This window comes from Kosmotoga sp., assembly GCF_982836095.1.
The window spans coordinates 1-14116 of the sequence record NZ_CEYIHJ010000034.1 but is presented as its reverse complement, the minus strand read 5'-3'; the positions used below and the strand labels follow the sequence as shown (position 1 = coordinate 14116).

Here is a 14116-nt window from a genome sequence, read left to right as displayed (position 1 = left end):
CTCAAAATGAAAATAAGAGAGCACCCAGGTCTCTGCTGCCCGTGGTAAGACAGTCCCAGCCGCGCCACCCCCGAATGAAGTTCGGGGGCATCTGTGGGATGGAGGTCGCGTGTGTGGGAACGAGCCGCTGGAATGTATGGGGGGTGGGCTGGTATGTGTTCGTCGATGCCGGTGCGGAATTTGATTGTTGTTTTCGATGTTTGCGAAGTTATAACCGAAGGGCAATTTGGGTGAGCATAGCGAACGCATACATCGTGTTATACATTCCGAGTGTAGCGAAGATGAGATAGCGATAGCGGCCGAAGTGTCGTGAGCAAAAAGCTTATCTTCCTTTCTGTTCCTTTCTCTTTGGCATATGCATGCCCTTCTTTTCTTTATTTTCTACCACACCCCCTTTGAGTTCACCAAAACCTTGAGATTGACTCATGAAATTCTAACTATCATTATTAATTTCGTCCACACATGTTTCATATAACTATAACCGATTTAGTGCATCTAATCCATCGAGAATTTCCCGTTTTGTTTTTCCTGTTACTCTTGATGAGGGTGGATTTTTTAACAACCCAAATTTCCAATCTCGAGTCGGTTTATAGAGGTCGAGAATTTTGTTAAGTTGAGTGACGATCTCTTCTTCTTTCACTACTCCTGATGAACAGACGCTCAAAGTTCGAGCGATAAATTTTACTATTTTGCTTGGTAGTTTGTATTCGTCCAATTTCTCACGTGCCATCCTTCTTGCTTGAATGATCTTATCTGAATCATTTTTATATTTGTATACTTCCTCCAGTATGTCATAGATGTCTGAGAGGAACAAATCTCGATAATTATCACGAAAATCAAAAATCTGTTCTACTGTGATCGGCTTCTTTCTTAATAAACAGACTTCTCCAAGTATGGCATGAATTACTTTTTCGTCAAAATATTGATTTGTCTGCTCGAATTCTAGAAAAACGGGATTCATCCCATGAATTGACTCTGCAACTATTCTATGTTCTTTGGATATTATATCAACATTCCCCGCCGCGGTCGCGCTTGCGAGATTATTATTGAAGAAGTTATAGACACTGAATATAACTACGCGCTGGGGATTAGGGGCGTCTATAATTAATTTAATAGGTTCTAGAACCGCCCTCTGTTCACGATAGTTTTCGAGTCTTGAATTAAGTTTATAATATTCACCAGTATACTTCAGATGAGCTAATATTTGATTCTCCACAATTGTTGTTGACTGAACAAAATCAATGGTATTTTGGGAAACTTCTAACCTTTTGTCAGGAATGATTTTCATTTCACCATATATTAATGACGATTCGTCCACAAACTGCTCATCGAAATCGGTCCTTATTTGAAAGTCAGATTGTAGAGATTGTCGATACTCAGGGAGGGTAAATGTTTCAAACGCTGTTGGTATCAAAACAGGTTTGCCCAATTTATTATCTTTGTTGGTAAGTAGGTATTCATAGTCTTCCAACAGTAGAGTAGTATTGGGAAACTTTGAATCTGAAAGTTCAATAGGTTTACTTGCCGGTGAATGAATGGCTATTCTTGGAAAAATATATAACATGGGCCCAATTAGGGCATATCCATCTGGAATATCGTTTGGTGGGATGTAAGCAGTTTGATCAAAGAAATCTATATATTTTTTTTTATTTGAATCCATAAAATTTCTCCTCATATTTGGTAAAGAATGTTACCTCATATTCAATTCCCGCTTTTCAACTCTGTTAGATGTGCATATACCTCTCTTTCATAATACCCTCGCTCATTTTAAGCCTTTTGCTCACGATTGCGTATAACGGCTGGCGGATATGCGAAGTTGCGACCGTAGGGAGCAATTTGGGTGAGGGGCGAGCCGAGCCCCGAACCGCATATCCGCCTGTTAAACGACCCGAGCCGAAGGCGAGAGCGCAACGTGGCACGGAGCGAAGCGGAGTGAGTTTTTCGTCTCCGAAAATCATCCTGCCGCCGTAGTTTTTTCTTCCGTTTCGTGGGGGGTTCACCGTTCTAAGTGCCTGTCTGTTAATACTTATCCCTCCGTGTTAGTTCATCTGCGATCATTTCTGCCTGCTTGAGCACGGTTTCAGTGGCGATAGCTTGCATATCCGGAGGATAACCATACTGCCTCAGAGTGCGTTTGACAATTACTTTCAACTTGGCTCTGACGCTTTCTTTTATTGTCCAGTCTATAGATGCGTTTTGTTTCACTCGTTCAAATAGCACAACTGCCAATTCTCGCAACTTCTCCTTTTGCATGAGTTCTTTTGCGCTTTCGTTGTCAGCTATTGCGGTATAGAAGGCATACTCATACTCGGATAACCCCATTTCTTCGGGTTCTTTATCCATCTGCTTTATTTCTTTTCCTAGTTGGATCAGTTCTTCTATAACTTCAACAGCGGTAATAATTTTGTTGTGGTATTTTTTAATCGAATCCTCGAGCATTTCCATAAGGGTTCGACTTTGAACCAGATTCTTTTTCATCCTTGCCTTTATTTCATCATTTAGAAGCTTTTTCAATACCTCTAGAGCAATGTTTTTGTGTTCCATGTTCTGGACTTCTAATAGAAATTCTTCCGATAGAATGGAAATATCCGGCTTTTTAATTCCTGCAGCATCGAAGATGTCTATAACCTGTTCAGTAACAAGTGCCTGATCTATAACCTGTCTGATTGCTGTTTCGATCTCCTCATCGGTTTTACCTGTCCCGGTGCTGTCAAACTTTACAAGCCTTGCTTTGACTGCCTGATAAAATGATACCTCATCCTTAACGGCCATTGCCTGTTCGTGAGGAATTGCTATCGAGAATGCTTTTGATAAGGCCGTCACTTCGTCAATGTATCGTTTCTTGCCGTTTTCAAGGCTCAAAATGTGTTCTTCTGCTGAAAGTATGGTCGATAATTTTGTTGAAGTATCCGCAGTAAAATAGTGTTCATAAGAGAATTCATGAAACATCTGGGATACGGTCTCCAGTTTTTCAAGCATAAGCTGAACGGCTTGTTCTTGGAGAACAGCAGGATCACCTTTACCACCACTGTCCGAATAGAAGGATAATGCCTCTTTCAGGTCCGAGGCAATTCCAAGGTAATCAACGATTAATCCTCCGGGTTTGTCTTTGTAAACACGGTTCACCCTTGCAATCGCCTGCATGAGAGTATGGCCTTTCATTGGTTTGTCAAGGTACATAGTATGCAAACAGGGAACATCGAATCCAGTAAGCCACATATCACACACAATGACCAATTTAAGTTCATCTTCCGGGTCTTTCATCCGCTCTGCCAGTGCTCTTCTTTGCTCCTTGGTCGTATGATGCTTTGCCATCTTCGGTCCGCCCGATGATGCCGAGTTCATTACCACCTTCAAAACGCCTTTCTTAAGGTTGTCATTATGCCATTGGGTCTTTATCTTGATGATTTCTTCGTACAGGTCAGCAGCGATCCGCCGAGACATGGTAACGATCATTCCCTTCCCTTCAAACACTTCCTGGCGCTGCTCGAAATGGGTTACTATGTCGTTTGCAATTTGCCGTATGCGGTCCTCGCTTCCTATTAGTGCTTCAAGCTGTGTCCATTTAGCCTTGGCCTTCTGGGCTTCGGCAAGGTCTTCCTTTTCCAGTTCCTCGTCCAGATCAGCGATCATCTTCTTTCCTTCATCGCTGAGAACGATTTTTGCCAGCCTACTTTCGTAATAGATCTTCACGGTTGCGCCGTCGTCCTGCGCCTGCGAGATATCGTAAATGTCGATATAATCACCGAAAACCGCGGGAGTGTTCCTATCCTCTTTCTCGATAGGAGTACCAGTAAAACCGATATAGGTTGCATTTGGCAGAGCATCACGGGTGTACTTGGCAAAGCCGTAAACGATCTTCTTGCCGATGACATTGCCATTTTCATCCTTTTCGTCTATGGTTTTGGCCTTGAACCCGTATTGTGTTCGGTGTGCTTCATCGACTATGACAATGATGTTTCTCCGATCCGATAACTGAGGATAGACGTTTCCTTCTTCCGGCTGGAATTTCTGTATGGTAGTGAATACAACTCCACCGGATGCCACGTTCAGCAGTTCTTTCAGATGCTCCCGACTGTTGGCCTGTATTGGGCTCTGCCTGAGAAGCTGTTTCGAAGATCCAAATGTGTCAAATAGCTGGTCGTCAAGGTCGTTCCTGTCGGTTATCACCAGAACGGTGGGGTTGTCTAGTGCGAGAACGATTTTGCCTGTAAAGAATACCATCAACAAGGATTTACCGCTACCCTGGGTGTGCCAGATAACGCCGCCTTTCCGGTCTCCGTTTTCGGATGCCGCTGCGATGGCATTATTCACGGCTTTATTTACAGCATAGTATTGATGATAATATGCCAGTTTTTTGACGGTCTGAATGGATGTTATTCCCGTTTCTTTATCCTCTTTTTTCGATTTGTCGAACACGATAAAATGGCGAATGATGTCGAGCAAAGTCTTCTTGTTCAACATCCCCTTGATAAGGGTTTCCAGCTGACTGATGAGGTGAGATTCCTCGGTCTTGCCGTCAACGGACTTCCAGGACATAAAATGGCTGAGGTCAGAGGAGATGGAGCCTGCCTTTGCCTCCAGACCGTCCGATATAAGTACTTTGCATCATAAACCAACCGCTTATATCGTTAGTGCTTTGCCTCCAGACCGTCCGATATAAGTATAAAACCGTTGTAGGTGAATAGTGTCGGTATCGTCTGTTTGTAGGTCTGTATCTGTCTATATGCCGATTTTACTGTAGCGTTCTCATCTGCTGGGTTCTTGAGTTCTATGACCACCAGGGGGATTCCGTTCACGAACAGAATGACATCCGGGCGCTTGTTCACATCGTTTTCTATGACAGTGAATTGATTGACCACAAGGAAATCGTTGTTCTCAGGTTTCTTGAAATCTATAAGCCAGACAAGATCGCCCCTTTCGCTCCCGTCCTTCTGATAGCTTACCTTTATCCCTTCCGTGAGCATGCGGTGGAAGGCTTCGTTGTTTGCTATGAGTTCGGGTGAGTTAAGGCGCTGCAACTTCTGTATGGCGCTTACGACTGTCTCCATTTCCAGATGCGGATTTATTCTTTTGACTGAATTAATCAATCGGTCCATGAGGACAACATCACCGAAAGTCTCCCGTTCATTTCTGTCGCTGTCGGGCGCGATGTCGGGGCCGTAGAGATACTGGTAGCCCTGTTTCTCCAGGAGCTCGAGGGCGAAGGTCTCTATCTCGGATTCTGTGATCTTAGTCATGTTTCACCTCATTAATTCTATTCGTATATTTATTGCTACCTTCTGATTTAGTTTCATTCTTATAGTCCGCAATTATCCGTTCTGCTTCACGATCGTAAGATTCTGCTAGCTCTCGCAATGTTGTAGCGAATCTGGCAAAACCAGCATTTTCCAAATCATCAGCCTTTTGTCTCCATTGTTCAGCCAACTCACATTCTGGCTTACCGTTTGGATCAATCCCGTGTACTCCCCTGGAATTGTATACTTCAGTACGGAATCCGTTTCTCATTTCGTCGGCATCTCTGGCATTTAATGCTTTGGCCACTGCTTGCACAATCCATAGCCCTTGAGGATCAACCGGACAATAGAACAAGACCTCACCCACAGCAATCATAGCAATTTCAAAATGCCCTGTTTTTCTACAATTCTGCTTTACCTTTTCAAGCCATGCTTCGAATTCTTTTACAGAAAAACTACCATCCTCTTGTAAACCTGGGGGTTTTCGCCATTCATGTAAAAGGCGCCATGCATTGGAAGCAATGGCCTTTTTATCATCATCAAACTCCTTTTCCGGCTCCTCATTCTTTGACCGATAAATCAAACGAATAACATCGCAGAAGAACTCGGGCCGAGTGGCTAATCGAGATTCAAGAATTTTAGGTTCTACCTCATTGCTTCTATCTAGTAGTGGCAAATATGCCCATTCGATTTTGAAAAGATCATCTGGATTCGTTTCAGAATCATCCTGTAAAGCCTTGATGAGTTCCGTAATATGATAGATATCCATTGTGCTACCGATTTCTTTTGTAGAAACTGCATCCAATAACGCCTTAACAGTGCGTTCTCTATCCAAAGGTAACTTATTATGTAGTCGGCTATGTAGACAACCAATTGCATCCTGTGGACGGGAAACCTCAAGCAACTTATCAATAGCTTTCAAGAGATTACTTTTAGATTGATAAGGATTGATCGGAACAATTTCCCAGTAGCTATTCTCAGAACCACCAAGCCATTTGTTAACACGAAGCCATGTCTCTTCTTCAAAGGGCAAATAAATGAGAAGCTGGCGGACTTGAACCATTGACCAATTACTTCTATCCATGCCATCAACCCATTGCCATCCTTGGTTCTGGTATCGAGACCAAACAAATCCCGCCGCAAATTCGCGATAGTTGGTGTTTTCTGTATCCAAATATTCTGGTAGCAATACAGAATCCATCGATGAATCGGCAATGGCCCCTAAAGCCAATCCAACTTGTTTTGGTGATTCTACAATTTCAACAAATTCCAAAAGATCCTGTGACCCATTGGTATCCAGAATTTGCTGGATAGCACATCGGCGTTTTTCATCCAGTTTTTTTCGTTGCTTCTCCCAATCGCCCCTTTCTTCGTAGAGATAAAAATCTTTGTTGCTGAACAGGTGTTTATAGCGACCTTCAGGATGCGTCGGCGCCAAACTCTCTGCTACTTTCTCGATTCTTGTTACAATCTCAGGTTCTAACGCCCATTTTGCATCAGAAAATCGACGATGTTTCCTTGAGAATTCTGTGAGGCTTGTCCAAAGAGGTAGCCGTTCTTCTTCTGGAAGACTTGTTATCGATTCCAACGATAAATGTTCCAATACGGTGTCAAATGAGGGTTTGGGTAAATTATCAAGATTGCTAACTATCTCTTCGAGCTTATGTAAATCACTGCAGGCCATATCAACGGCAATTTCTGCATAGTTTGTGACCTGTTCCCAATATTCTTTTTTTGTGACGTTAGGTTCCCAGTCTTCAGGAAGAATATTATGCCATTGGGGTTTATGCGCTCCAGATGATGACTGATGTTGATTGGGCAGTAAACTCAGAAGTAATTTCCAGGCAACATCAGGAAAATCTTCTTTAATTGCTCTAATACACGCAATGCGTTTATCAATTGGAGCTAATGTCTGAGGAAACCAAGGCAGAAGAATTGTTGTCAGAGAGTTCGCAGGTCTGTTCGCCCAGTTCCCTCCGGGATCGCGCTCTGCCAACTCCGCTAGGATCACAGCAACACGCACCAAATAATCAGTATCCCATGACAAACTTTCCAGTGCCCACAGCAACCCGGTCATGTAATTGTTCCCAAAAACGCCACTTCCCTCTTGTGCAAAAAGTTCATCAAAGGGGCATGGTGATTGTTTCAGTGCATTTTCAACCGAAGTCAAAAACTCACCTGGCGCAGCTTCCGCAAGTGTGGGCAACAGACTATTAAGACTACCCCATAACCGCCAGTCTGCGTTTTCAAATATGTCTCGGATGGAGAGAATCACTACAGTCTCTGCTTTATCCCGAGAGCAATGTGTTAATGCATCTCCGAGATTTCCGAACAAGGCCAGGGTTTCGGCCATACCTTGACGCAGATCAGGCGAATAATTGAGCACTTTTCCATGAATGCTAGTGGCATAACGCTCTTCCGCCGGCAGTTCAAATTGCGGATCTATTTCAGTTAGGACTTCGACAGCGCACACTCTCAGTGTATCCAAGTGGGCATCAAATATTCTTGATCCTAAGGTTTGCCATAAAGTCTTTCGATCTACTACTTCCCAATGCCCGTTATTTAATCTTAATGGTGGTTCTTGTTGTTGTAATACCTCTCGGAGGTCACGGACTAATGAATCAAAATCCATCGGCTAACCTCCTAATGAGTTCTCGATCATTTTCGTTACTTTCATCCCATTTGCCGATAAGTGAAGCGATTGTTAATGCCATAGCTCCCAATGGTTCTTTTGGAACCACAAAATCATCGGAAATGGAACGTAGATTTGGATCTCGTTTTAAAACTTCAGAATCTAGTATAGTTTCAACATTTGAATATTCGTAAAGTATTGAAAAAACCCAAAGTGCAACTTTTCGTATTTCATCGAGCGTTTTTTGTTCTGGAACAGCGGAACCACCGCCATGGTAATGCTCATTGCGTTGATCATGATACCAAACTATTTCAGCCTTGGTTTTGTATTCTGGAAGTCCGCGTTCATTTATTTCTAAACCGAAAAAATCTAATTTAGAATGATAATCATGTTTCCATTCTTCAACTTTTTTTTAGTATATGATCGATTTCCTCGTTGTGTAGGATGAAGTGAAAGATATGTTGTTATTGCAACTTCAATCGAATTGTCGTAACTTATAAGAGCTAATCGTCGGTCATAATCGCTACCTCGACGATAATGTATTTCTGCATGAACAATAAGCTCAAAAGGCCGAGTTGCCCAAGGGGCCAGTGTACTGCTCATACGGTAACCTCCACCTCCCCGCTCATGAGCTTGGGCAACACAATATCTCGCAGTTTTTCAAGGAGATGGATCTGAATTGATACCCTCTGTTTATCCATTTAATTCAACTCCTTTTAAGTTTTTACTGTATGTCCTCGGAAACATCTCTGCCAATTTTCCCAATGCCCAGATGACCTTTTTTAGATTGAACATATCCGATTTTGAGTTCAACTTCTCTTTCCATTCTTCATCAGCTTTGATGTAAGCGACCACGCTTTCCACACAGACATCCTTTCCCTGCCGTATAAGGTCCATGGCCGCATAATCGACGGTGGCCAGAAGTTCAAGTTCCTTGTTCTTCGTATATCTAAAATTGGATCGCACCCATTCGAGAGTCTGTTTGTATCCATATTTTTCAATGTATTTCTCTGCATCCTGATATTTCGCGCCCTTTTTGAACTTAGTACTACCAACGGGTTCGACATATCCGTTCTTCTTCGCGATTTTTTCCGGTCCCTTGTATCGTATGGCTGGATCGTATGGGCCTGCGGTCATCTTTGAATATTCGCCTAGAACATCCATTCCCATGAATCTCTTGGCCAGATACTCTGTTTTTGTGACTCTTACACGGTCCGGGCTGAAATCGTCATCGGACATTGCGCTCACTATACCGGAGAAAAGAACGGCTTCCATGAATGGCTTTGTGATAGGCCACGGACTTATGCTCTCCTCGATATGGCGGCTTACGAAGGTCTCCGCTGGTTCAGGTTCTTTCTCTACGTATTCAACCCTCACTTCACCGCTCATTAGCCTCGGTAGAAGTGTATCTCTCAGCATTTCAAGTTTACTCAATTGCTGATTGTTGATTATCATTTTATCAATAATTGGCGACATTACATCATTCATTTCATCTAATGTTGTCGCATCGGGTACGCTAACAATGGAACTGGACAAATCCCCTCTTTTAATGTGCCCCATTGTTGTTGCTTTCCCCTCAGCGATTGAAACAAATTTGTCCATATGATGTTTCGTCCAGAGATAGTAAAACCACTTTGGATATTTGTCAGATGTTACTTTGAATAGGTGCTGGTTTAGAATGCAATTCTTCCCATCCCAGATTTTTACCAAAAGGCTACCGGACCATGAGAATACCACATCCCCATTTTTAACAATGTATTCCTTTGGAACCTCTGTTGTTGCCCAATCTGAATTCTCCGTGAATCCATTTCTGAGTTCTTTAATCTTTAATACTGGGAGTTTCTCAACCTCCTTTTTCGGAGGATACTTCTGGCAAGCTAGTCCATTCAAATAATCTGCTATTTGATCCAGAGGCTTCTCCTCCCACCCCTCCTCCTTCTCCTCCACGAACCACTGCCTGAACAGCGCCTCCGCCATGCCCTCGAGCGTTTTGTTCTGGCGGTGCAGCAGGTCGATCTTGTCGTCCAGGCTGGAGAGCACGCCCGCGATGGCGCGCTGCTCGGGGAGAGGGGGGAGTGATATCTCAATTTCTTTGAAGGTATCGCGTGTTATTGTGTCAAATACGCCACCATGTGATATCTGTTTTAGATTTCTAATAGCATACTTGAGTAAATAGTAAATGTAATCATTGAAAGAAATATCCTTCGCTCTTACACCATAACAAGATTGATTAAAAGCCATTTTTTTGCCTAACACTGAGACAACTCCAACGGTTCCTCTTGCAGAAATTATAATGTCTCCTTTATTGAGAATCGTTGTACTACTTTTTTCTAATCCGAGTTGAGTAATACTTTTCTCAGCATTATTTACATATTTACGGCCATTGTTAAAATCAGTGACAGAAAGCCAAGGGATATCCCCATTCCAGTATTCTGGAACAGAAGTTTTTGGTGTGCCACCTCCTATTAAATGAATTAAATCACTTAAAATGTATTCCCGCCACTCGCTCATTCCCCCGCCCCCTCCAGCCTCGCCAGCATCTCCACGGCCTCGATATCCATTTTGGAGAATGCGAACCACTTCTTGCCCAGGTCCTTGAGGGACGCGCCGAAGTGGTACAGGTCGTTATCATCAATTATGATGAACCTGTCGTGAGCGCTCTTGAAGAGGTCGGAGACGAAGATGTAGGCGTCGAATATCTGGCCGTTGTAGAATATACCCTGCTTTGGCTGGATTTCCCCGGATTCCAGGGCGGTCAGGACCCTTTCCATCTTCTTGTCTGTCTCTAGCTTCCATACTTCCAGGCCGTCAAGCCTCTGGAGCACCTGGGCGTTGGTAAGTATGAAATGACGCATGGCGACGAAGGCGTCCATTATCTTAACGCTGATCTCCACGGCAACATCGCTTCTCAGGACGGCCGAAAGCATGGCTACGCCCTGTTCGGTGAAGGCGTAAGGCAGGTACTTTCGATGTTTCCCACGCTGGCTTTCTAAGGTCACATCCTGTGATGTTAAAGAGCCATCCTTTTCTAAGGTCACATCCTGTGATGTTAAAGAGCCATCCTTTTCTAAGGTCACAGTTTGTGATCTTAAACGTTCATACTCCTCGCCAGTCAGTTGAAAACAGAACTGCTCTGGGAATCTAGCTTTGTTCCTTTTGACCGCCTGGTTCAACACCCTGGTTTCAACATTGTAGAGGGCAGCCAGATCAGCGTCGAGCATGACCTGAACGCCCCGGACCGTAAATATCCGGCTTTGAATGTTATCGATGATTATCAGTCCGTTAGTGCTCATTCCAGCTTCACCTTCTCCAGGTTCTCGGCGATGAGCGCGTTCAATCTGGCTTCCTCTTTCAACTGTTCCTCGAACTCAGCTTTCAGCGCAGTGAAGCGTTCCTTGAAGTCGAAATCATCATCTTCATCCGGCAGGCCTACGTAACGGCCAGGTGTCAGGACATAATCCAGCTCCCGAACCCGCTCGATGCTGGCGGAGTTGCAGAATCCCTTGACGTCCTCGTAATCTCCTTCTGGATTACGCCAATTGTGGTAGGTCTGGGCGATCTTTTCTGTGTCTTCTTTGGAGAACTCACGAGTTCTCCGGTTAATAAGGTGTCCCATGTTCCGGGCGTCGATGAATAATATCTCATCGGTTCTGTTCCTGTATTTACCGTTGGCCTTGTTCCTGCTGAGGAACCAGAGACTGGCCGGTATTTGCGTGTTCAGGAATAATTTCGGAGGCAGGTTCACGATGCAGTCAACCAATCTCGCTTCCACGAGTTCCTTTCTGATGTCTCCCTCGCCAGAGGTTTTTGTTGTCAGCGAACCTTTTGCCAGGACAAAACCTGCAATACCGCTCGGGCTCAGATGATAAACGAAATGCTGTATCCAGGCATAGTTGGCGTTTCCCGGCGGTGGCACGCCGTACTTCCATCTCCCGTCCTTGCGTAATAGATCGCCGCTCCAGTCGTTGTCGTTGAAAGGCGGATTGGCGATGACATAATCCGCCTTCAGGTCCTTGTGCAGGTCGTTCAGGAACGAGCCCTCGTTGTTCCATTTGACCTGGGAACTGTCTATGCCCCTGATGGCAAGGTTCATCTTGCAGAGCCGCCAGGTTGTAAGATTACTTTCCTGGCCGTAAATTGAAATGTCGTTTACTTTTCCTCGATGGTTGGCAACGAACTTCTCGGAGTGAACGAACATTCCGCCAGAACCGCAGCACGGATCAAAGACCCTTCCGTTATATGGTTCAAGCATTTCCACCAAAAGCTCAACTACACTTCGGGGTGTGTAGAACTGCCCTCCCTTCTTTCCCTCGGCAAGGGCAAACTCCCCTAAAAAATACTCGAAAACATGGCCCAATATATCGGCACTTCTGGATTTCGCATCGCCCAGAGCAATGTTTCCCACAAGGTCGATAAGACCCCCAAGGCTGGTTGGGTCAAGATTGCCTCTGGCATAAACTTTGGGGAGAACGCCCTTAAGGGATGGATTATCCCTTTCTATTGCATCCATTGCAGAATCTACATCTTTTCCGATCTCCGGGAGTTTCGCCCTTGATTGCAGATAAGACCATCTGGCAGATGGGGGAACAAAGAATACATTTTCGGCTTTGTATTCGTCCCGGTCTTCAGGATCCGCTCCGGCGTATTCTACTTCTCCCTTCTCCAATCTGGAATGGAGATCTTCAAAAGCGTCAGAGATGTATTTCAGAAAGATGAGACCCATAACTATGTGTTTGTATTCTGCGGCATCGATGTTCTTTCTTAGCTTGTCCGCCGATTTCCACAGCTGTTTCTCAAGAGGTTCTTCTTGAGTATTATTACTGTTCTTGACCATTGTTGCATCTCCATATTATATTGTCTTTATAACGTATCGTAAACAGACAGGCACTTTTATTTGTTTCTTTTACACGTTTTCCGTGAACCCCCCACGAAACGGAAGAAAAAACTACGGCGGCAGGATGATATGATTTTCGCTTGCCCTCCAATCTATGGGGGGAGACGATAAGTTTTGGATAACGTTTCGCGTGTTTACGAAGTGCCGAAGGCATTTGGGTGAGCGAAGCGAACCGCAAACACGCTGTTAGGCGCTGTTTTAGGGCAATTCTCTCGGCGTGCGCATTTTCAATGTCTGTAAAAATCATCATGCATTTTCATTTATAGATGCTGTTATTGTCCATTGTGTTCTTGTAAACGATTTGAAATGACTTAAATATTTTAATATTTTTGGACGAATGTCATCATCCTCTAAATACGACCATTCGCCAATGATTTTAAAGCCAATTCCATAAGATTCTATGTCTTGGGCTTGTCGAACACCGAAATTATATGAAGAGCCTGCATCAAATCCTAAAGCCCGTTTCATTTTCATTTCAACAATCTTTTTCCATAGACCACTTGTATATTTTTCGGTCACAACCTCAAGAACAATTTGCGAATGATAAAATCTATTTGAAAAAGTATTAAAAAGATTAATGACATCATCTTTAGGCAGATACATAAATAAACCCTCGGCAATTAGAAGAAAATTTCTATTTCCTTTTAAAGTTACCTTGCCAATCCATGAAGAATCTAATACTGAACAACCAATCAATTCATAACTAAGATGCTCTTTTAGTATCTCTTTCTTCATTTCGACCAATTCCGGTAAATCAAGCTCAATATATTCACATTTTTTATTATCAATTCGCCAGTATCTTGTATCAAAACCACATCCAAGGTTTATCACGGTGCACGATGAATTCTTTGAAATAAAATCATTTATTATTGAGTCGTATTTTCTTGCTCTAAGGGCGATATGGCTTGTAAGTGTTGATGGTAGTTTCCTATTGAATAAGAGAGTCTTTTCCTCTTCTGATGCTAATGAAATCAATTTTTCTAAACAATAAGCTGCCATAGGATCATTAATAATTGGGTTGTTTCTTTGTGATTCCAAAACATGGCTTCGAAGGGTAACTAATGCAGTTTTTGAGACATCGGTTAGTTTCATCTCTAATCTCCTTTTTCTTTATTTGTGCGCGCTAAATATCTTTTCTTTTTCCTTTTGCCCTAAAATTTCGCCTAACGTTGTATATCCGAACTTACTTCGCATATCCTGCATATTTAGTGTTATATCCGAACCTACTCCATCTATAAATCCATCTGGACGAGCTTCAATCATCACATATCCCCTCTCATTCGTCTCCTGTATTAAGTCACTATACCCCGTACTTAATAGATATAAGACTTGTTAGCGTTTTTCGCTTATAGA

General features: G+C 43.4%; 9 protein-coding genes and 1 pseudogene. All 10 read right to left on the bottom strand.

The window, feature by feature from the left end:
• Window positions 1-475: 475 nt before the first annotated feature.
• On the bottom strand, window positions 476-1660 hold the full coding sequence (locus AC3LHT_RS03815; RefSeq protein WP_488662036.1) for a hypothetical protein: 1185 nt from the start codon (window positions 1658-1660) through the stop codon (window positions 476-478).
• A gap of 359 nt (window positions 1661-2019) precedes the next feature.
• Window positions 2020-4563 carry a type I restriction endonuclease subunit R gene (locus tag AC3LHT_RS03810; protein ID WP_488662037.1) on the bottom strand — a complete coding sequence of 848 codons (2544 nt, stop codon included), beginning with the start codon at window positions 4561-4563 and terminating at the stop codon, window positions 2020-2022.
• Window positions 4564-4663: 100 nt separating this feature from the next.
• A pseudogene (locus AC3LHT_RS03805) lies at window positions 4664-5240 on the bottom strand (type I restriction endonuclease); the annotation flags it as partial.
• Window positions 5233-7869, bottom strand: coding sequence for a hypothetical protein (locus AC3LHT_RS03800; protein WP_488662035.1), 2637 nt, complete (start codon window positions 7867-7869; stop codon window positions 5233-5235). The gene AC3LHT_RS03800 and the pseudogene AC3LHT_RS03805, both read right to left, overlap by 8 nt.
• 369 nt (window positions 7870-8238) lie before the next feature.
• Window positions 8239-8472, bottom strand: a complete 234-nt coding sequence (locus tag AC3LHT_RS03795; protein WP_488662034.1) for a hypothetical protein — start codon at window positions 8470-8472, stop codon at window positions 8239-8241.
• Between the two features lie 90 nt (window positions 8473-8562).
• Complete coding sequence (locus tag AC3LHT_RS03790) at window positions 8563-10380, bottom strand: restriction endonuclease subunit S (RefSeq protein ID WP_488662033.1); 1818 nt, start codon at window positions 10378-10380, stop codon at window positions 8563-8565.
• Window positions 10377-11162: an ORF6N domain-containing protein gene (locus AC3LHT_RS03785; RefSeq protein WP_488662032.1), complete on the bottom strand. Its 786-nt coding sequence runs from the start codon at window positions 11160-11162 to the stop codon at window positions 10377-10379. The genes AC3LHT_RS03790 and AC3LHT_RS03785 overlap by 4 nt, the downstream gene beginning before the upstream one ends.
• Window positions 11159-12703 (bottom strand): type I restriction-modification system subunit M, encoded by a 1545-nt coding sequence (locus tag AC3LHT_RS03780; protein WP_488662031.1) that lies wholly within the window; start codon window positions 12701-12703, stop codon window positions 11159-11161. Before AC3LHT_RS03780 ends, AC3LHT_RS03785 begins: the two co-directional genes overlap by 4 nt.
• Window positions 12704-13009: 306 nt before the next feature.
• Window positions 13010-13855 (bottom strand): class I SAM-dependent methyltransferase, encoded by an 846-nt coding sequence (locus AC3LHT_RS03775; protein WP_488662030.1) that lies wholly within the window; start codon window positions 13853-13855, stop codon window positions 13010-13012.
• An 18-nt stretch (window positions 13856-13873) separates the two neighbouring features.
• Entirely contained in the window at window positions 13874-14029 is a 156-nt protein-coding gene (locus AC3LHT_RS03770; RefSeq protein WP_488662029.1) for a hypothetical protein, read from the bottom strand.
• Between the last annotated feature and the right edge of the window lie 87 nt (window positions 14030-14116).

Bases quoted from the DNA above. Each gene is read 5' to 3' on its own strand.
- AC3LHT_RS03815 (WP_488662036.1), bottom strand. From the start codon at position 1,660: ATGGATTCAAATAAAAAAAAATATATAGATTTCTTTGATCAAACTGCT.
- AC3LHT_RS03800 (WP_488662035.1), bottom strand. From the start codon at position 7,869: ATGGATTTTGATTCATTAGTCCGTGACCTCCGAGAGGTATTACAACAA.
- AC3LHT_RS03795 (WP_488662034.1), bottom strand. From the start codon at position 8,472: ATGAGCAGTACACTGGCCCCTTGGGCAACTCGGCCTTTTGAGCTTATT.
- AC3LHT_RS03790 (WP_488662033.1), bottom strand. From the start codon at position 10,380: ATGAGCGAGTGGCGGGAATACATTTTAAGTGATTTAATTCATTTAATA.
- AC3LHT_RS03785 (WP_488662032.1), bottom strand. From the start codon at position 11,162: ATGAGCACTAACGGACTGATAATCATCGATAACATTCAAAGCCGGATA.
- AC3LHT_RS03780 (WP_488662031.1), bottom strand. From the start codon at position 12,703: ATGGTCAAGAACAGTAATAATACTCAAGAAGAACCTCTTGAGAAACAG.
- AC3LHT_RS03775 (WP_488662030.1), bottom strand. From the start codon at position 13,855: ATGAAACTAACCGATGTCTCAAAAACTGCATTAGTTACCCTTCGAAGC.